The organism is Cellulosimicrobium arenosum (assembly GCF_014837295.1).
In the GTDB taxonomy this organism is placed as follows: Bacteria; Actinomycetota; Actinomycetes; order Actinomycetales; family Cellulomonadaceae; genus Cellulosimicrobium; species Cellulosimicrobium arenosum.
In genome coordinates this window covers 124,420-143,702 of record NZ_JACYHB010000011.1, presented here as the reverse complement: position 1 = coordinate 143,702, position 19,283 = coordinate 124,420, and the positions used below count along the sequence as shown (strand labels likewise).

General features: G+C 73.9%; 12 protein-coding genes. 5 read left to right on the top strand and 7 right to left on the bottom strand.

Annotation, left to right across the window (positions count from 1 at the left end):
- Nucleotides 1-40 precede the first annotated feature (40 nt).
- Together IF651_RS13410 and IF651_RS13405 are read right to left on the bottom strand one after the other, a co-directional pair.
- On the bottom strand, nt 41-934 hold the full coding sequence (locus tag IF651_RS13410; protein WP_191829625.1) for a formate/nitrite transporter family protein: 894 nt from the start codon (nt 932-934) through the stop codon (nt 41-43).
- Between the two features lie 185 nt (nt 935-1,119).
- Complete coding sequence (locus IF651_RS13405; protein WP_191829624.1) at nt 1,120-2,040, bottom strand: LysR family transcriptional regulator; 921 nt, start codon at nt 2,038-2,040, stop codon at nt 1,120-1,122.
- 208 nt (nt 2,041-2,248) lie between these two features.
- Here IF651_RS13405 and IF651_RS13400 point away from each other — a divergent pair, with 208 nt between their 5' ends.
- Nucleotides 2,249-2,557 carry a CBU_0592 family membrane protein gene (locus tag IF651_RS13400; RefSeq protein ID WP_191829623.1) on the top strand — a complete coding sequence of 103 codons (309 nt, stop codon included), beginning with the start codon at nt 2,249-2,251 and terminating at the stop codon, nt 2,555-2,557.
- Nucleotides 2,558-2,561: 4 nt separating this feature from the next.
- Here the strand turns inward: IF651_RS13400 and IF651_RS13395 are convergent, their stop codons facing one another.
- The 5 genes from IF651_RS13395 to IF651_RS13375 form a co-directional block, all read right to left on the bottom strand.
- Entirely contained in the window at nt 2,562-4,907 is a 2,346-nt protein-coding gene (locus IF651_RS13395) for an MSCRAMM family protein (protein WP_191829622.1), read from the bottom strand.
- 41 nt (nt 4,908-4,948) lie between these two features.
- Nucleotides 4,949-5,590, bottom strand: coding sequence for an HdeD family acid-resistance protein (locus IF651_RS13390; RefSeq protein WP_191829621.1), 642 nt, complete (start codon nt 5,588-5,590; stop codon nt 4,949-4,951).
- 85 nt (nt 5,591-5,675) lie between these two features.
- Nucleotides 5,676-13,142, bottom strand: a complete 7,467-nt coding sequence (locus IF651_RS13385; RefSeq protein WP_191829620.1) for a DUF7927 domain-containing protein — start codon at nt 13,140-13,142, stop codon at nt 5,676-5,678.
- Between the two features lie 125 nt (nt 13,143-13,267).
- Nucleotides 13,268-14,086 (bottom strand): endonuclease/exonuclease/phosphatase family protein, encoded by an 819-nt coding sequence (locus tag IF651_RS13380; RefSeq protein WP_338403958.1) that lies wholly within the window; start codon nt 14,084-14,086, stop codon nt 13,268-13,270.
- Nucleotides 14,083-15,306, bottom strand: coding sequence for a pyridoxal phosphate-dependent aminotransferase (locus IF651_RS13375; protein ID WP_191829619.1), 1,224 nt, complete (start codon nt 15,304-15,306; stop codon nt 14,083-14,085). Before IF651_RS13375 ends, IF651_RS13380 begins: the two co-directional genes overlap by 4 nt.
- An 87-nt stretch (nt 15,307-15,393) precedes the next feature.
- Between IF651_RS13375 and IF651_RS13370 the strand changes: the two genes are divergently transcribed.
- The 4 genes from IF651_RS13370 (at nt 15,394) to IF651_RS13355 (ending at nt 19,248) form a co-directional block, all read left to right on the top strand.
- A complete protein-coding gene (locus IF651_RS13370) occupies nt 15,394-15,969 on the top strand; it encodes a DnaJ family domain-containing protein (protein ID WP_191829618.1) in 576 nt (191 codons plus the stop codon).
- A gap of 10 nt (nt 15,970-15,979) precedes the next feature.
- Nucleotides 15,980-17,128, top strand: coding sequence for an alpha/beta hydrolase (locus IF651_RS13365; protein ID WP_191829617.1), 1,149 nt, complete (start codon nt 15,980-15,982; stop codon nt 17,126-17,128).
- Between the two features lie 69 nt (nt 17,129-17,197).
- Entirely contained in the window at nt 17,198-18,388 is a 1,191-nt protein-coding gene (locus IF651_RS13360; protein WP_191829616.1) for a N(5)-(carboxyethyl)ornithine synthase, read from the top strand.
- Nucleotides 18,385-19,248, top strand: a complete 864-nt coding sequence (locus IF651_RS13355; protein WP_191829615.1) for an alpha/beta fold hydrolase — start codon at nt 18,385-18,387, stop codon at nt 19,246-19,248. Before IF651_RS13360 ends, IF651_RS13355 begins: the two co-directional genes overlap by 4 nt.
- The last annotated feature ends 35 nt before the right edge of the window (nt 19,249-19,283 follow it).

Genomic DNA, 19,283 nt, shown 5'->3' with positions numbered 1-19,283 from the left:
GTTCGTGCCCATGCTACCGGCACCCCCACCCTGTCAGCGGTCAGGCAGGTTCTCCGACGAGCTCCTTCGTGGGCTCGGGGGTTGCCTGTGCCTCGCTCGACGACGACGTGCCTGTCTCCGGGGTCGCCCCGTCGCGGCGGGCCTTCGGGCGACCGTGCGTGAAGTACAGCGGGAGTCCGGTGAGCAGCAGACCGCCGACGAGGTTGCCGAGCACCGTGGGGATCTCGTTCCAGATCAGGTAGTCCATGATCGTGAACTGGCCACCGAGCAGCAGCCCGGACGGGAACAGGAACATGTTCACGATCGAGTGCTCGAAGCCCATGAAGAAGAACAGCATGACCGGCATCCACATGACGATCGCCTTGCCCGGGACGTCCTTGGCGATCATCGCGCCGACGACGCCCATCGAGACCATCCAGTTGCACAGCATCCCGCGCACGAACAGCGTGAGCATGCCCGACGCCCCGTGCTCGGCGTACCCGACGGTCCTCCCCTCGCCGATGTGGCCGATCGCCTGGCCCACCTCGTCGGGCGGCGTGTCGAACCCGTAGGTCACGACGATCGCCAGCATCACCGCGACCGCGAAGGCCCCGAGGAAGTTGCCGACGAAGACCAGCCCCCAGTTGCGCAGCACGGCGCGGCCCGTGATGCCCGGTCGCTTGTCCAGCCACGCGAGCGGACCGAGGACGAACATGCCGGTCAGCAGGTCGTACCCCAGCAGGTACAGCAGGATGAAGCCGACGGGGAACAGGACGGCCCCGAGGACCGGGGATCCCGTCGTGACGTTGACGGTCACGGCGAACGCGGCGGCGATCGCGAGGATGGCACCGCCCATCGCCGCGCGGATCAGCGTGTCGCGCGTGGACAGCAGGACCTTGTTCGCGCCGGCGTCGATGATCGTCGGGACGAGCTCTGCGGGCTTGACGTAGGACATGGGGAACGGCTCCGGGTGAGAGGGCGTCGGTGGCCCGCCGCACTGAGCGGCGTGCGCCCGACGCTAGGAGGCGAGCGTTTCCCCGGGGTATCGCCACCGAACCGGTCTCGTGACGTTCTTCGCTCAGCGCCCGACGCCGCGTTGTGAGAACCGCTCGGACCGCGCGGGCGCGCGGCGGGCCGGATTCAGGCGAACGCGATCTCCGCTGCCGCCGAGATCATCTCGTCCAGCACCGCGCTCACGACGGGTCGTGGCTCGTGCCGCGTCGCGCGGTGGCGCGCGACCAGCCGGCGTGAACCCAGCCCGGGCAGGCCGACCACCGTGACGCCGTCGGGCACCTCGTCCGACGCACCGCCCTCGACCGCGAGCGCCGGGAGCATCGCGACGCCCAGCCCCGCGGCGACGAGGGAGAGGGCCACGTCGAAGTCGTAGTAGCGGTGCCGCGTGCGCAGCTCCTGACCGAACCCCAGCGCGAGGCGGCTCATCGCGCGTGCGGCGGCGGTGCCCGCCTGGGGCGCGAGCCAGACGGCGTCGCGGACGTCGTCGAGCCGTTCGGGCGTCGGCACGGCGGCGGGCACCACGAGTCGCCAGGGCTCCTCGAGCAGGACGATCTCGTGCGTACCCCGTGGTGCGGGGGAGTCGGACGCCTCGAAGTCTCGCTCGAGCAGCACGACGTCGAGGTCGCCCGCGCGCAGCAGCCGCAGGGCCTCGACGTGCTCGCGCTCCTGCACGTCGAGGTCGATCCCCGGTGCGTCCTCGAGGATGCGCTGAGCCACCGGTGCGACGACGGCGCGGATCGCGGACTGGAACGCCCCGACGGCGACCCGGCCGGTGACCTCGTCGCCCAGGGCGGCGAGCTCCTTGCGCGCCTCCGCCAGCTCGGTCTCGATCCGTTCGGCGACGTCGGCGAGGACCCGGCCGGCCGCCGTGAGCGTCACGCCCCTCGGGCCGCGGTCGAGGACGGCGAACCCCTCCTCGGCCTCCAGGCGCTGGATCTGCTGGGACACCGCCGAGGGGGTCACTCCGAGAAGATCCGCTGCCGCGAGCACACCTCCACCCCGGTGCACGGCAAGGAGGAAGGCAAGTCTGCGTGGGTCGGTTGCCATGTAGCAATACTAAACGGCCACTCAAGGAACGTTCGATTGCGCTGAAGCCATCCGTGGTCTCAGAATGGTCACGGCGCCGCTCGGGACAACGTCCTGACCGGTGCCGTACCCATGTACGACCAGCGCCACCAGCATCCGTGCCCGGAGCGCACAGCCACCGCGGAACCGCGGTACCTCCTCCACCCGAAACGTCTCATCGGAGCCTGCTGTGCCCATCACCCTCGACACCCTCTTCATGATCCTCGGCTGGGCCGGCGCCATCGCCGGCGTCGTCGCCTACGCGATGGTGAGTCGGGGCCGGTGGACCCCGACGTCCGCGCACTTCCAGCTCACGAACCTCGTCGGAGCGGGCCTCATGGCGATCGTCGCCGCCGCGAACGGCGTGTGGCCGTCGGTCGCCGCCAACCTCGTCTGGATCGTCATCGGCGTGCAGGCCGTCCGTCTGGTCCTGCGCGCCCGTCGCGCCCGCTCCGCGGAGCCCGTCCCGACGGCCGCGGACGTCGAGCTCGCGGCCTGACTCGTCAGTCCTCGCGGGCCGCCGGTCCCGGCGCCGCCCCGCGGCGTCGGGCGACGAGCGCGAGCGCCGCACCCGCGAGCACCAGCGCGAGAGCCCCGACGACCGCCGTCGCCGCCGACGTGCCCGTCACGGCGAGCGGGGTGCCGTCCACGCCGGTCCCCTGCTCGGTACCGGGCGCTCCACCACCGGTCGGGGTCGGCGCGTCGGTGGGGTCAGGGACCGACGTGTCGTCGAGGAGCAGGACGAAGTCGATCCCGTCCTGAGCCACCCCGGCGACCACGAACGACCGCTCGCCGTCGCCCGCGGGGACGTAGCCGGCAGGGGGATCGATGCGCGCCGTGTAGCTCCCCGCCGGGAGCTCCGTGGACCACGTCCCGCCGTCTCCGGCGGCCACCGTCGCCACGACCTCTCCCTGCGCGTCGCGCACCTCGATGCGCGCGCCGGGGACGGAGTACCCCTCGGTGTCCGTGACCGTGCCGCCCACCTGCACCAGCACCGCGGCCTGCGAGACGACGAAGTCCTGGTCGAGGCGGTTCTCGCCCGCAGCCGTGAGAATCACCTCGCGCTCGGTGGTCGTGGCGCCGTAGCCGTCCGGCACGGTGAGCGTGATCGTCCGGTCCCCCGACCCGAGTCCGTCGAGGAAGTACACGCCGGCCTCGTCGGTGACGAGCTCCACGGGACCGTCGGGGCCGGACACGGTGACCGTCACGCCGGGGACCGGTTCGCCGGCGTCGTCGGTGACGGTTCCGCCGACCGCACCGGGGCGCGCGAGCGCGAAGTCGATGCCCGGGACGTCCTCGCCGGTCACGGTCACGCCCTGCTCCGTCGGGCCGTCGGCCGTGTAGCCGGAGGGGACCTCGACGCTCACGGCGTACTCCCCGGGTGGGAGCAGGTCGAACGCGTACGTGCCGTCGGACCCGGTGGGTGCCGTCACGGACCCGCCGGGCCCGACGATCGTCACCACGGCTCCGGCGACCGGCACACCACCGGCCGTGACCGCGCCGGCGACCGTCGGCGGCGCGGACACGCCGAAGTCGTTCCCCACGCTCGGGGCCTCCTCACCGACGTCGACGACGACGTCCGGTGGCACCGCGTCGACGGTGTACCCGGCGGGCAGGTCGGTGAGCCCGAACGTGTACGCCTGTGGTGCGTCCTCCTCGACGTCCCAGCCGATGTCGTCGATGACGTACTCGCCCGACGAGCTCGTCACCGCGGTGAAGGGTGTCCCCCCGCCCACGGGAGCGAGGGTGACGGTGACGTTCTCGAGCGGGTCACCGTCGGCGTCCCGCACCGTGCCGCTCACCGCGATCGGGACCACCTCGCGCGCCGCGAGATCGACGTCGGTCGCGTCCGTCTCCGACAGGTCCACGCCGGTGACGACCCGTTGCCCGTGCGGCCGGAGGCCGAACGGGAGCTCCCCGCCCGGCACGGGCAGCCGTGTGAGCTCGACCGTGTAGCCGGGGGCCGCCGTGTATCCGGGGAAGGAGTACGAGCCGTCGACGGCCGACGTCGTCGTCGCGAGAGCAGCACGGTCCGGCCCGAGCAGGGTGAGGGTCGCACCGGGCACCACCCCGATCGGGGTCCCGTCGGCGGCGACGAGGTCGACGACCCCGGAGACGTCCCGGGCCAGGGACGCGAACCAGGTCTGGTAGACCGGGAGGCCGGTACGCCGGGAGTAGTAGACGGTCAGGCTCGTGACGGGCACCGTCGGGCGGAACCAGCCGCTCGACCCGGAGGTGTCCATGCCCGCCGTGTTGCCGGTCACCCGGCCCGTGACCGGGTCCCAGCCGGCGACGTCGGTCGCCGAGCCCGTGCACGCCGGGCGCGGCGTGACCGCGCAGTAGTTGAAACCGCCCTGCCAGCCGAGCTCGGCCCCCGTCAGGAGCTGACCGGTCTCGTCGCGCGCGATCACGACCGCCTCGTCGGCGTCGATGTCCCCCAGGACGAACGCCCAGCCTCCGGCCGGAGTCGGTCGGTCGAACGTGTAGGTGGTGGTCGACGGCGAGGTGGCGTTGTCGGCACGGGGGCGCAGGTTGAGATACGGCTCCCCGCGGCTCGAACCGAACTCGGCGCCCGGCGGGGTGGCATCGCCGAGCCAGCTGCTCGCCCCCGACTGGACGCCGACCTGCCCGCCGCGCGAGTCGGTCGTGACCGACGCCGCAGGGAACCCGCCGGCCGGGAGCTGCATGGTGGTGGTCCAGCTGCCCGCGGCACCCGCGAGCGGCTGCCAGTCAGCCCACCCGGCCGTCGTCGCCGCGCCCGCGCCGGCCGTCGGCACGGCGACGGCGGCGAGAGCGAGCAGGAGGGTCGAGGCCGCGAGGCGTCGAAGCCCGCGGTCCGGCAGCCTCATCTCCCGACGATACGTGCCCCGCCCACCTTCCGCGCGGCTCGTCAGGGGAGACCGGGCTCCGGCGGCGGCGCCAGGGTGTCGGCAGGGGCCGCGGACGCGGCCGCACGCTCGTCCCGCAACCGGGTGCTCGTCGAGAACCCGCCCACGAGCAGGACGAGGCCGGAGACCAGCAGGTACAGGCCGATGAGCATCGCCGACGTCGTGATGTCGTCCGTGGGCCGCGTGAGCATCCCGACGCCCAGCACGAACCACAGCGCGGCGTTGACGAGGTGCCAGTCCCACGCGACGGCGTGGGAGCTGCGCTCCCGGAGCGCGCCGACGACGCCGATCACCGCGGCCAGGCACGCCCAGATGCCGACGACCGTGAGCAGGAGCGGGCCCGTCATCGACGGCCACGCGACGATGAGGATCCCGGCCACGACGCTGACGATCCCCGCGACGAACCGCCAGCTCAGGACCTCGCCCCTGTCCTCCTCGCCCGGGCGGCCCTCGACGATCAGGAGGGCGCCCTGCGCGGCGATGACCAGCCCGACGAGCCAGCGCAACCATGTGAGCCCCTCGTCGGGGACCCAGAACAGCGCGGCCCCCACGCCGAGATAGGCCGCGCCCCGGACGTACACCAGTCCCCAGAGCTTGCGCGCCGTCCCGAGCGTGCGGTCCGACATCTTGCCGTCCTGGGCCATCGCCGCCTCCGCATCCGTGCGCCCGCAGTCCTCTTCCGGCGATCGTACGAGCACGGGGTGGGGACCGCGATCCCGCGAGGCTGCCTCAACCACCCCGGCTGCGGCGACGCGCCGCGAGCGCGACGCCGACCGCGACCAGGAGCAGGGCGAGCACCGCGACCGCCCCCAGGCTCGCGCCCGTCGTCGCGAGCGACCCGGGCGGGATGGGGCCGGGTGGAGTCCCGGCGGGCGGGGCCGCGCCGGTGGACTGCCCCGGCGGGACCGACGGCGGGGTCGACCCGGGCAGGGCCGGATCCGGCGGGGTCGGTTCGGGCGGGGTCGGCGGGGACGTCCCCGGGGGTTCGGCCACCGGCACCTGCGTCGCGCACGCGGGCGGAGCCGCGAGCGCCACGAAGGCCGCGGTGGCCGCGAGCGCGACAGGTTCCTCGACCGGGGCGCACGAGGACTCCCGCGGACCCGTGACCCGGTTGACCAGGCTCGCGTCGCCGTCGGCCCCGTCGGAAGCACCCGCCACCGTCACCGAGTACGTCACGGCGACGGTCGCACCGGGCTCGAGCGGCCCGCTCCAGGTGAGCGTCGGCACCGCGAACGTCGCGGACCCGGCGGTGGCCGCGACGTCGTCCGCGTACGTCGCGTCGTCGAGCACGTCGGTCATGTCGTCGGTGAACATCGCCGGGTCGTCCGTCGTGTACGCGTAGCCGCCCGTGTTGGTCACGACGATCGAGTACCCGACGGTGTCACCGGGGTCCACCTGGTCGCCCGCGTCCGAGGTCTTGAGGATCTCGAGCGCGCGGACGGGCGTGGCGGTGGTCTCGCACGGGCGGCCCGTGGCGGGGACGGCGCCGCCGGTGCAGGCCGGCGTCGGCGGGGTGTCGTCGCAGTCGTCCCCCGTGCACCCCAGCGGAGGCGGCACGGCCTCGAAGACCGTGTTCTCCAGCAGGCCGTCGCCCGCGAGGGGGTCCGTCACCGTCACGGAGTACGTGAGCGTCACGGACCCCAGGCCAGGGATCGGCCCGACCCACACCAGGCGCGGCTCGTCGTACACGAGCGTGCCCGACGCCGGGGCGAGCGTCGCGTCGCCGTCGTACGCCGCGTCGTCGAGCACCCCGGCGAGGTCGTCCACGACGAGCGCCGGGAACTCGTCCGTGTAGGGCGCCTCGCTGAGGTTCGTCGCCGTGACGGTGAAGGTCACGACGTCGCCCGCGGCGACCGGCCCCGTCGGGGCGGCGGTCTTGGTGAGCGCGAGCTGACGACCCGGCAGGAGGACCGAGCAGTCCACGTCGTCGGTGCCGGGCGGACAGCTCGACTCCGGCGGTCCCGTGACCGCGTTGAGCAGGAACCCGTCGCCCGAGATCGGGTCGGCCACCGTCACGGAGTACGTGATCGTCGCCGCCGCGCCCGGCACGAGCGCGCCCGTCCACGAGAGGGTGGGCTCCGCATAGGTCAGGACCCCGACGTCGGCCGTGGCGTCGTCACCGTACGCCGCGTCGTCGAGGACGCGCGTGAGGTCGTCGGCGACCGTCGCCGGGTCCTCGGCGGTGTAGGCCGCACCGCCGACGTTCGTCACGACGATCTGGTAGGTCACGTCCTGCCCGGGCTCGAGACGGTCTCCTGCCGGAGCGGTCTTCGACTTGACCACGTCGAGCGCGCGCACCGGGTCGACGGTCGCGCAGGCCGGGTCGAACGCCGGGTCGTCCGGTTCCGTCACCGCCGGGTCGGGGCACTGCCCGCCGCTCACGCCGTTCGCGAGCACGCCGTCGCCGGCCTCCGGCAGCGGGTCGCCGACCGTCACCGTGTAGGTGATCGTGACGGTCTCGCCCGCCGCCACCGGCCCGGCCCACGACAGGGCGGGGAGCGCCGAGTCGTCCGTCGTCCCGACGTCGTCCCCACCGACCCGGGCCGTCACGTCCCCGCCATACGCGGCGTCGTCGAGCACCCCCGTCAGGTCGTCCACGACCGTGGCCGGGACCTCGTCGGTGTAGTCCCCCGTCCCGGTGCTCCGTGCCGTGATCGTGTAGGTGACGACCGCACCGGGGACGAGCGGGTCGCCGTCGGACGACGACGACTTGGTCACCTCCAGGCCCAGCGTGGGCACCGTGACGCTGCAGCGGGCGTCGGCGGTCCCGGCGTCCGGCGCGCAGTTCGACTCCGGCGGGCCGGTGACGGTGTTGACCAGCTCGGCTCCGGCGGCCGGCGGCGCGGCGACCACCAGGGCATAGCTGACCGTGACGGACTCACCGACCGCGAGCGGGCCGACCCACGTCAGGGTCGGCAGGTCCTCGTCGACGTCGCCCTGACCGGACGGCGTGACGGTGACGGAGTCGACGACGATCGAGGCGTCGTCCAGGACGTCGGTCAGGTCGTCGGTGAACGTCGCCGGCTCGTCGACGGTGTAGTCGTACCCGCCGGTGTTGGTGATGGTCACGGAGTACGTGATCGTCTCGCCACCCGACACGGCTGCCGGTGCGTCGGACGACTTCTCCACGAGCACCTGGGCCACCGGGGTGACGGTGACGCAGGACGGGTCGAACGCCGGGTCGTCCGGGTCCGCCACCGGCGGGTCCGGGCACTGCCCGCCCACCAGCGCGTTCGTCAGGACCGCATCACCGCCCGCCGGCACGGGGGCGCCCACCGTCACCGTGTACGTGATCGTGGCCACGTCGCCCACCGCGAGCGGGCCGGTCCACGACACCGTCGACGCGGTCACCGCCAGCGTGCCGGGATCCGCGTTCGAGGAGCTCACGGCGGGCGCGGTCGCGATCGCGGCGTCGTCCAGCACGTCGGCGAGGTCGTCCGTGACCGATGCCGCGGCGAGGTCGACACCGCCGGAGTTGATGACGGAGAGGGTGTACTCGACCGTCCCGCTCGGCTCGAGCGGGACCGACGACGGCGTCGCCACCTTGACGACCACGTAGTCCTCCACGGGGTCGACGGTCACGCAGCCGGGGTCGAACGCCGCGTCGTCGGGGTCCGTCACCGCCGGGTCCGGGCACTGCCCGCCCACGACGGCGTTGGTCAGGACGCCGTCGCGCTCGCCGCCCACCAGCGGGTCCCCGACCGTCACCGTGTACGTCACGACGACCGTGCCGCCGACCGGCAGCTCACCGGTCCAGGACAGCGTCGTCCCGGTGAGCGTCGCCGTCCCCGCCGACGCGACCGGCCCGGTGGTCACCTCCGCGTCGTCGAGGACGCCGGAGAGGTCGTCGGCGAACGACGCGAGCGCCGGTGCCGCGTACGGCACGCCGCCGGTGTTCGTGACCGTCACCGTGTACTCGACCGTGCCGTCCGGGACCACGGGGTCGGGGTCCGCCGTCGAGGACTTGACCACCGTGAACGCCTGGACCGGGTCCGTCGTGACGCAGTCGGGGTCGAACGCCGCGTCGTCCGGGTCCGTCACCGGCGGCGCCGGGCACTGCCCGCCCACGACCGCGTTGGTCAGTACGCCGTCGCCGGGGCCGCCGGGCGCGGGGTCGTCCACCGTCACCGTGTAGGTGACCGTCGCCGAGGCGCCGACGCCGAGCGCACCGGACCAGGACAGCGTGCCGCCCACGAGCGTCGCGGACCCGGTGGACGCCTCGGCAGCCGTGGTGACGGTCGCGTCGTCGAGCACGTCCGTCAGGTCGTCCGTGAACACCGCCAGGGCGGGCGACGCGTACGACGCGCCGCCGGTGTTCGTCACCGTCACCGTGTACTCGACCGTGTCTCCCGCGGCGAGCGGGTCGGCGGACGGCGTCGAGCTCTTCACGACCGTGAGGTCCGCGACCGGGGTCACCGTCACGCAGTCCGGGTCGAACGCCGGGTCGACCGGGTCCGTCACCGCCGGGTCCGCGCACTGCCCGCCCACGACGGCGTTCGTCAGCACGGCGTCCCCCGCCCCCGGGAGCGGGTCGCCGACGGTCACGGTGTACGTCACCGTCGCGCTCTCGCCCGCCGCGAGCGCGCCCGTCCAGGCCAGCGCGTCGCCGTCGATCGCCGAGATCCCGGCCGACGCCGTCGGGCCGGCCGTCACCGCGGCGTCGTCCAGCACGCCCGACAGGTCGTCCGCGAAGGTCGCGGGGACGTCCGTCGTGAAGTCGGCGTCGCCGACGTTCTCCGCGACGACCGTGTACGTCACCTCCGAGCCGGGGACCAGCGGCGATTCCGAGGACGACGCCGTCTTCGTCACCTGGAGCGACGGCTCGAGGACCGTGATCGCGTAGTCCTCGACCTCGCCCCCCACCCACTCGCCGGTCGGGGACGGGTCGTCGGTCCCGCCGGCGAACAGGCGCACGCGCCCGTACGTGGTGCCGGCCGCGGCGCCGGACGCGTCGATCGTCAACGGGTGGTCCTCCGGGCCGCTCCCCGCGGGCACCGTCGTCGTGACGAGCTCGTCCGCGTCGAACGTGCCGCTCGCGTCCACGTCCACCCACGTCGCCAGCGTGGCGTCGGCGGCCGTGTCGTTGGTCGCCTCGACCGACAGCGTGCCCTCCCGGCCCGCGACCAGCTCGACCGGCTCGACGATCGAGCCCTCGTCGTCGACCCCGGCGAGGTCGTCGCCGTCGGCCCCCGCGCCCGGCACGCCGTCGCCCTCGACGTCGACCGTGTTCTCGTCCCCGAGCATGAGGGGGGCCGTGCTCGTCACGGGGTCGTACCCGACGACGGCGTGGCGCGGGCCGTCGTCGGCCAGGAGTGTCCCGTACGACGCCGGGGCGTCCCCGAGGTCGAGGGGCAGCTCCGCGAGCGTCAACGGCCAGTCCTCGACCTCGCCGGAGTCGAGGCCGGCGCTCGCGGTGGACGTCCCGGTGGGCGACGGCGGTGCGGAGCCCAGCACGGCCCGCAGGCGCAGATAGGTGCTCTTCGGGGTGGTGCCGGCCGGGACGGACCAGGCCAGGGTCACGTCTCCCGAGGTCGTCCCGGCGTCCGCGGCCGCCCGCTCGCCGGGGTCGAAGGTCCCGTCGCCGTCGAGGTCGATCCACCCCGCCACGCCGGCGGCCTCGCCGGACGCGTTGACCACGGGCACCGTGAGGCTCACCGTGCCGGCGTTCACCGGGAGGACGGGGTCGTCCGCGAACGCGTCGTCCTGGTCCGAAGCGGCCGACGCGACCGGCTGACCGTCGGACTCGATCGTGACCGTCTCGCCGAGCGTCAGCGCCGGCGAGGCGGCGTCGCCCACGCCGTGGAACGGGCCGCCGTCCTCCAGGACGGTCCCGTACGACGCCGGTGCGTCACCGAAGTCGGTCGGGAGCGGGCCCGGGCACCGTGCGCCGTCGTTGCCGGTCGACGGCGGGCCGTAGGCGAAGAACTGGGCGGGGGCGGCCGCGTCGGTGAGGTCGAAGCGCCAGATCTGCCCGGTGCCGTTGTTGGAGGCGTAGAGGAAGCCCGCGTCGTCCAGGTACGTCGCCCCCCACGACGAGCCTCCGCCGGGCTGTCCGGACGGGTTCTGGCCGTCCGGCGCCGCGAGCGATCCCTTGAACGCCCACACGGACATCGCGCTCTGGCGCCCTGCGGCCGGGTCCATCCGGAAGATCAGCGTGTTGCGCGTGGTCGCGTTGAACCCGACGGACCACAGGAACCCGTCGTGGTACGACCAGTCGTCACCGGGCTGGTTGTTGGTGCTCCCCGTGCCGTAGCTGTCGTCGCCGGAGAGCACAGTGCCGAACGTCGGCGAGCCCGGGTCGACGTCCATCGAGAACCACGTGGCGCCGGTCGGCTCGGCGGTCGAGCCGTACCAGACGCCGTCGGGAGAGACGTCGCCGATGTTGACGCCGGCGGGGAAGCCGGCGGCGCTGAGGTACCCGACCCCCGAGAAGTCCGGTGCCCACAGGTCGGTCTGCGTCGCCAGGTCGGGCGACGTCGCCGTGAACTGCAGCTCTCCGCCCGTCTGGCCGACCGGGACGGGCCCGTAGTACCAGCCGTCGATCGCGTTGTAGCCGACGCCGTTGGCGCCGTAGCGGGGCAGGGTCCCCCGGTCGGTGGACTCTCCGCTCACCAGGTCGACGTCGTAGACGCTGGTGACCGGGCGGTCGGGGACGTACTGGAACAGCTGGGCGCTCGCCGGGCACGAGACCGGTCCGGCGTCCTCGAAGGTGATGTCGGTGGTTCCCGGCGGGTTCAGGCCGACCAGCTCCAGGTCGTCCGGTCCGTTGGTGTACGTCCCGGCGGTGGCCGAGGTGACGCCGACCGTCACCGTGCACGTGACGAGGTCCGACCCCGCAAGGTCGCCGCCGGTGAGCTGCACGGTCCCCGCCGCCGCGTCCACCGCGACCGTGCCGTCCCCGCACGTCGTCGACGACGTCCCCGTCGGCTCCAGTCCTGGTGCGAGCGTGTCGGTGAACGCGAAGTCCTCCTTGGGCCCCGACGGCGTCGCCGGGTCACCGGGCACATGGGTGTTCGTGACCGTGAAGGTCAGGGTCGCGTCGTCGCCCGTGGGGTACGCCCCGTCGTGGGTGGCGTAGGCGCTGAACTCCTTGTCGACCTTGGGCGTGGTGTCGAGCAGCAGGATGTTGTCGAACGCGGTGTCGTTCCCGTTGCCCGTGGCGCGCTGGTTGTCCACGCGCAGCCCGACGGTGGTTCCGGTGGTCCGGATCGCCGTGTCGCCGACGAACGTCCCGACGCGCGTGGTGCGCTGCCGCGCCACGTTGTTGCCGCCGCCTCCCGGGCCGTACTGGGCGCCGCCTCCGGCCGTGCCCTGCAGGAGGCACGAGTTGAGCGTCGTGCTGAACGCGGAGATCTCCGGGTCGGAACCCTGCGTGACGAAGATCTGGGGGAGCGCGCCCGTGTTGTTGCGCACGATGCAGCTGGCCGACGCGATGTCGATCGAGAACTGGTAGTACCGCCCGGCGTCGACGGGGATCTCGTCGTCGAACTCGAGCATCGTCCCCGCGCCCGCGTCGCCGTTCGTGAACGAGGACACCACGTGGTTGTCGAGCTGGCTGGCGGTCGTGCCGAGCGGCGACCCCTGGTACGGGTAGGCGGCGTCGAGGTGCCAGCTGCCCATCGACCCCGCCATGATGCGCAGGTTGTTGAAGTTGCTCCCCGTCCCGCACCCGGTGGCGGGCCCGGGCTGCGGCAGTGGGACGTCGAGGTTCGCGTTGCTGAACCCGTAGTTCCCGTGGGCGGCCACCACGATGCCGTTGCAGAGCGTTCCCGCAGCCCAGGCCGGGTCCGCGGTGTACGTCGTCGTGCCGTTGGCGTTGAGGTAGCCGGGCTGGAACGCCGGGTCGCCCGGCTCGCCGCCGAGGGGGTACTCGGTCAGGGTCTGGACGTAGTCCCCCGCGTCCCACGCGTTCGCGTTGGTACCGAGCTGTCCGGGCGCGTTGGGCTCCGGCCAGGTCACGTTCTCGAAGTTCTCCACGTAGAAGAGCTCGGGGGCCTCCATGACGCCTGGGCTCCCCGGCGCGGCCTCGGCGTGCGGCAGAACCTCGGGCGGCACGGCCACGGTGGGGACGGCGACGAGCCCCGCCGTCAGGACCAGGGACAGGGCGGCGGGCCCGGCGGCCCCCCGCGCACCACTCCACCGGCGCGAGGCACCTGCGGCGCGAGCGCCACCTGCTGGTCGACGTGTACGTGCCACGGGGTCCCTTTCGTCACCACCACGACGGCGCCCGGGCTGCTGTGAGGCGCATCACACCTGTCTGTTGTCGCACGAACAGGCGTGGACCGCACGTCCGCGGCGTCGGCAGCGGCGACAGCTCGCCCTCAAACGGCGCTCAGCACCTCGACCGCCAGCGCACGATGGTCCGAGACCCCGGTGTCCACCGCGGTGGCGGTACCGACCGGGGCGAGGCCACGGTCCGCCGCGAGCACGTGGTCGATCTGCCGGACGGGCCGCCCGGCCGGGTGCGTGTGGGCGACGGCGAGGGGTCGCCACCCGCTGATGCGCGCGACGTCGGGCGGGCGCAGGTTGAGGTCGCCGATCAGGACGAGGGGACCGGGCAGGGCCGCGCACGCCCGGACAAGGGCGCCGAGCTGCGTGGCGGTGTGCTCGACGCGCGACGTCAGGTGCGTGGTGACGACCGTCAGCGGGCCGGCCGGCGTGCGCAGGACGGCGGCGAGCGCGACGCGCGGCTCGTCCGGGACGACGCGGACGGGCAGCGCCGACCCCTCCGGGGAGCGACGGACCCGGTCGCGCCAGGCCATGCGGGGCAGCTCCAGGCGCAGCCACCGGTCGACAGGGAACCGGCTCACCAGCCCGATCCCGTGCCCGGGATACCCGGGCCACCGGCGCGCACCGCGCCCCGCGCGTCCGGCGGCGAGGTACGTCCCGGGCACGCCGCGGACCGTGGGCGAGAAGTGGTGCCACGGCGCGTCGAGCGCGGCCCCAGCCACCGCGACCAGGTCTGCGCCGCGCGAGCGCGGCGTGCTGCGCTCCACCTCCTGCAGGGCCAGGACGTCCGCGTCCAGCTGCCCGACGGCGGCCGCGAACCTCCCGACGTCGGCCCGGCCACCGGGTGGTGCGCCGTGGCGGGCGTTGAACGTCGCGAGCCGGATCGTGCGCGGCGCGTCGTGGCCGGTCACGGGGTCAGGGTGCGCCGCCAGGCGACGATGCGCTCGACGGCGTCGGCGACCGTCGTGGGGGCCGCGGCGAACGACAGGCGGACCCAGTCGCGGCCGTGCACGGCGTCGAAGTCGGTGCCGGGCGTGAGCGCGACGCCCGCCTCGGCGAGCAGCCGGGCGCACCACGTGACGGAGTCCATGCCGTCGCCGGACACGTCGGCGTAGACGTAGAACGCGCCGTCGGCGGGGGCGACGCGGGTCCAGCCGAGGTCGTCGAGGCGGGAGAGCACGAGCTCGCGCGAGGCCGCGTACCGTGCGACGTTCTCCTCCGCCGCGAGGTACCCGTCCGAGGTGAACGCCGCGACGCCCGCGTGCTGCGCGAGCGCGGGCGGCGAGAGCGCGACGTTGCCCGCGAGCGCCCCGACCGGCCCGACCAGCTCGTCGGGCAGGACCAGCCAGCCGAGGCGCCACCCGGTCATCGCCCAGAACTTCGAGAACGAGCTGACGACGACCGCGCCGTCGGGCACGTACCGCGCGGCCGTCGGCGACCCGCCCCGGGCATGGCCGGGCGGTGCTGGACGAGAGGTGGCTGCGTCGTCGTACACGATGCCGTGGTAGATCTCGTCGCTGATCAGGCGCACGTCGTGGTCGGCGCACCACGTGGCGACGGCCGCGAGCTCGTCGGGCCGGATCATGGTCCCGGTCGGGTTGGCTGGGCTCGCGAGAACCAGTCCGTCCAGCCCGCCCCCGTAGTACGCCTCCATGAGGTGGGAGACGGTCGGCTGGTACCGCGAGTCCGGCCCGCAGTCGAGCTCGACGACCTCGCACCCGAGCGCGCTGAGGATGTTCTTGTACGCCGGGTAGCCGGGGCGGGCGAGCGCCACGCGGTCGCCGACGTCGAACGCCGCGAGGAACGCGAGCAGGAACCCGCCGCTCGACCCCGTCGTGACGGCGATCCGCGCGGGGTCGACCTCCAGGTCGTACCAGCGGCCGTAGTGCGCCGCGATCTCGCGCCGCAGCGCCGGCACGCCCAGCGCCTCCGTGTACCCGACGTCGCCGGACTCCAGCACCTCGATCGCCCGACGCCGCACCACGTCCGACGCGCCCGTCGCCGGCTCCCCCGCGCACAGGTTCAGCACGGACGCCCCCGCGTCCCGCAGCCGGTTGGCCTCCGCGAGCACCTCCATGACGGCGAACGGGGGTACGTGCGAGCGTCGCGAGACCTTGAGCCGGCGGGTCATGCGTCCATCATGCCGCGCGACGACCGTCGGGACCGTCCCGCGAGGTGTGCCTAGGCTGGGGACGAGCCACGAGGCGGGAGGAGCGCCATGTTTCGCAGACGACAGCACCGGCCCGACGACGACCCGGTGCGCCGCGCCGCGCAGTACCGCGTCGACCGGGAGACCGAGCGCGAGGCCGCCGAGCAGGAGCGCCGGCACGGCTCGTCGGGCGCGAGCGCCGGGGACACCGCCCACGGCGAGGGCGAGACGGTCCGCACCCCGCCCCGCGTCCCCGCCGACCAGCGCGCCCGCTACGTCGACACCGTGATCGACCAGGCGATCCGGCGCGGCGAGTTCGACGACCTCCCGCTCGCGGGCAAGCCGATCCCCGGCCTGACGGGCACGCACGACCCGGACTGGTGGCTCAAGAGCGTCATCGAGCGTGAGCAGCTCACCGGTCTGGGCCCGCCCGCGATCCTGCTCCGGACGGAGGACCGCGAGCTCGACGCGCGCCTCGACCGCGAGCTCGACGAGAAGGCGGTCCGCGCGATCCTCGAGGACTTCAACGCCCGCGTGGTCGACGCCCGCCGACAGCTCCACGGCGGCCCGCCCGTCGTCACCCCGACCCGCGAGGTCGACGCCGAGGTCGCGCGCTGGCGGGCGCGCCGGGGACCCGCCTCCTAGGGTCGGAGGCATGGCCGACTGGGAACCCGACGTCCTCGGGGACGACTACGAGCAGCTCACGCTGCCGCTGGCGCCCGACGACCAGGGCGAGGTCGTCGCCACCCTGGTGCGCCGTCGCCCGGAGGCCCGAGCCGACGCAGCGCCCGAGCCGTACCTCGACGTGCTGTACGTCCACGGCTGGTCCGACTACTTCTTCCAGACCGAGCTCGCGGAGTTCTGGGCGGGCCACGGGGCGCGGTTCCACGCGCTCGACCTGCGTAAGTACGGCCGCAGCCTGCGCCCGTGGCAGACGCCCGGCTTCATCCGCGACCTCGCGACCTACGACGAGGAGATCGAGGCCGCGCTCGCCGTCCTCGGCCACGGCCCGCACCGCACGAGCCCGCGCCGGCTCGTGGTCATGGGCCACTCCACGGGCGGCCTGACGATGAGCCTGTGGGCGTCGCGCAACCCGCGGCGCGCGGCGGCGATCGTGCTCAACGCGCCGTGGCTCGAGTTCCAGACGCGCGAGGTCGGGCGGCTCCTGCTCGAGCCCGTCATGGGCGCACGCGCACGCCTCACCCCGACGCGCGCGCTGCCGAACGTCGACCTCGGCTTCTACACGCGGGCCGTCAGCAAGGACTTCGACGGCGAGTGGACGTACGACCTGCACTGGCGCCCGCAGCACGGCTTTCGCACCACCCCCGCGTGGCTCACGGCGATCTTCCGCGGCCACGAGGCCGTCGCGCGCGGGCTCGGGATCGGCACGCCGATCCTCGTCCTGCTCTCCACGCGCAGCACCCTCGCGCCGCGCTGGTCGCCCGACATGGCGCACACCGACACCGCGCTCGACGTCGAGAGCGTCGCCCGCCGCGCGGTCCAGCTCGGGACGATCGTGACCGTCGCCCGCATCGAGGGCGCGTTGCACGACGTCGTGCTCTCCGCCCGGCCCGTCCGCTCCCTCGCGTACGGGCGGATCTCGCAGTGGCTCGCCGCGTACGTGCCCCCGCCCGCACCTCGGGTGCCCGACGTCGACCGGCCGGGTCGCGGCCGCGACACCGCACCTCCCGACGCGCGTCCCCGCGGCCCGCTCGGGCGGGCGGCCGGCGCCGTGGCGCGGTTCACCGGGAACGTCGTCGGGCACCTGACGGGCCGGGCCCGGCGCCGTCGGGCACCCCGGTAAGACGGCGGCGGGCCGGCGCGTACCATCGGCCCAGGAGCTGACCCCGGTTCCCCGATGATGGGAGTCCGGATGTCCGACGCCGCGCCGAGCGCCGAGCTGCTCACCCTGGGCCTGCTCGCAGGCTCCTCGATGGAGAACGAGCAGCGGCTCCCCGTCCACCCTCGTCACCTCGACCGGATCGACGAGGACGTGCGCGCGCGGATGATCGTCGAGCACGGCTACGGCGCCGACTTCCAGCTCGAGCCCGGGTACGTCGAGTCGCGCGTCGGGCGGGTCGCGGGGCGAGCAGAGGTGATCGAGTCCGCCGACGTGCTGCTCCTGCCGAAGCCGCAGGCGGCGGACGTGGCCGCGATCCCCGCCGGCCGCGTCCTGTGGGGGTGGCCGCACTGCGTGCAGGACGTGGCGATGACGCAGGCGGCCATCGACCGTCGGCTCACGCTGATCGCGTTCGAGGCGATGAACCACTGGACCCGGCGCGGCGACTTCAGCCTGCACGTGTTCCACAAGAACAACGAGCTCGCCGGCTACTGCTCCGTGCTGCACGCGCTGCGCCTGACCGGGTCGACGGGCGACTACGGGCCGCGGCTCAGCGCCGTCGTCATCGGGTTCGGCGCGACGGCGCGCGGCGCCGTGACCGCGCTCAAGGCGCACGGCATCCACGACATCCAGGTCCTCACGCAGCGGGGTGCCGCGGCCGTCGGCTCGCCGATCCACGCCGCGCACATCACCCAGCTCAACACCGACGACGGCCCGACCCACCTCTCCACGGTCCGCACCGACGACGGCGACGTGACGCTCCCGGAGTTCCTCGCGTCGCACGACATCGTCGTCAACTGCACCCTCCAGGACGTCGCCGCGCCGCTGACCTACCTGCGGACCGAGGACCTGGCGGGGTTCGCCACCGGGAGCCTGATCATCGACGTCTCGTGCGACGAGGGGATGGGCTTCGAGTGGGCGCGACCCACCACGTTCGACGACCCGATGTTCACCGTCGGCCGCGGGGTGAGCTACTACGCCGTCGACCACAGCCCGTCGTACCTGTGGAACTCCGCCACCTGGGAGGTCAGCGAGGCGATCCTGCCGTTCCTGCGCACCGTCCTGGAGGGACCGGGCGCGTGGGCGCAGGACCTCACCATCTCCCGCGCGATCGAGATCCACGAGGGCGTGGTGAAGAACCCGAGCATCCTGAGCTTCCAGGGCCGCGAGCAGCCCTTCCCGCACCGCAGGACCGGTGCGCCGTCTGCCACGATGGGTGGATGAGCGTTCCTCTCTCCCGCTCGCTGGCCTGGCGCGGGCGCTCGATCGCGTGGGACAGGCTCGGGCAGGGGCCCGCTCTGGTCCTCCTGCACGGCACCCCGTGGTCGTCGGCCCTGTGGCGGCCGATCGCCGAGGCACTCTCCTCGCGGTTCACCGTGTACCTGTGGGACATGCCCGGGTACGGCGAGTCCTCGAAGGCGGCCGAGCACGAGGTCGACCTCGGCACGCAGGGCGAGCTGTTCGCCCATCTGCTCCGGGAGTGGGAGCTCGACCGCCCGCACGTCGTCGCGCACGACGTCGGCGGGGCCGTCGCGCTCCGCGCCCGCCTCCTGCACGGGGCGCGCTACGCGTCGCTCTGCCTGGTCGACGTCGTCGCGATCTCGCCGTGGGGCTCGCCGTTCTTCACGCTGGTCGCGCAGCACGCCGACGTCTTCGCCCAGCTTCCTCCCGCCGTGCACCGGGGAGCCGTCGAAGCCTACGTCGGCGGCGCCGCGCACCGTCCGATCGACGCCGCCGCCCTCGCGATGCTCGTCACGCCGTGGACGGGCACGGAGGGACAGGCCGCGTTCTACCGGCAGATCGCCCAGGCCGACGAGCGGTTCACGGACGAGGTCGAACCTGCCTACGGCTCGATCGACGAACCGGTGCACGTCGTGTGGGGCGCGCAGGACGCCTGGATCCCGGTCGACCGCGCCCACCGGCTGCACGCGGCGATCCCGCACTCGACGCTCGCGATCCTCCCCGACGCCGGGCACCTCGTCCAGCTCGACGCCCCGGAAGCGCTCACCGCGGAGCTGACGCGATGGACGGAGCAGCACCGGACGGACCGTCGGTCTCGTCACCGGGGCGAAACGCGGACGTGACCGCCGGGTGACAGGAGCGTTCTAGCGTGCGGTCC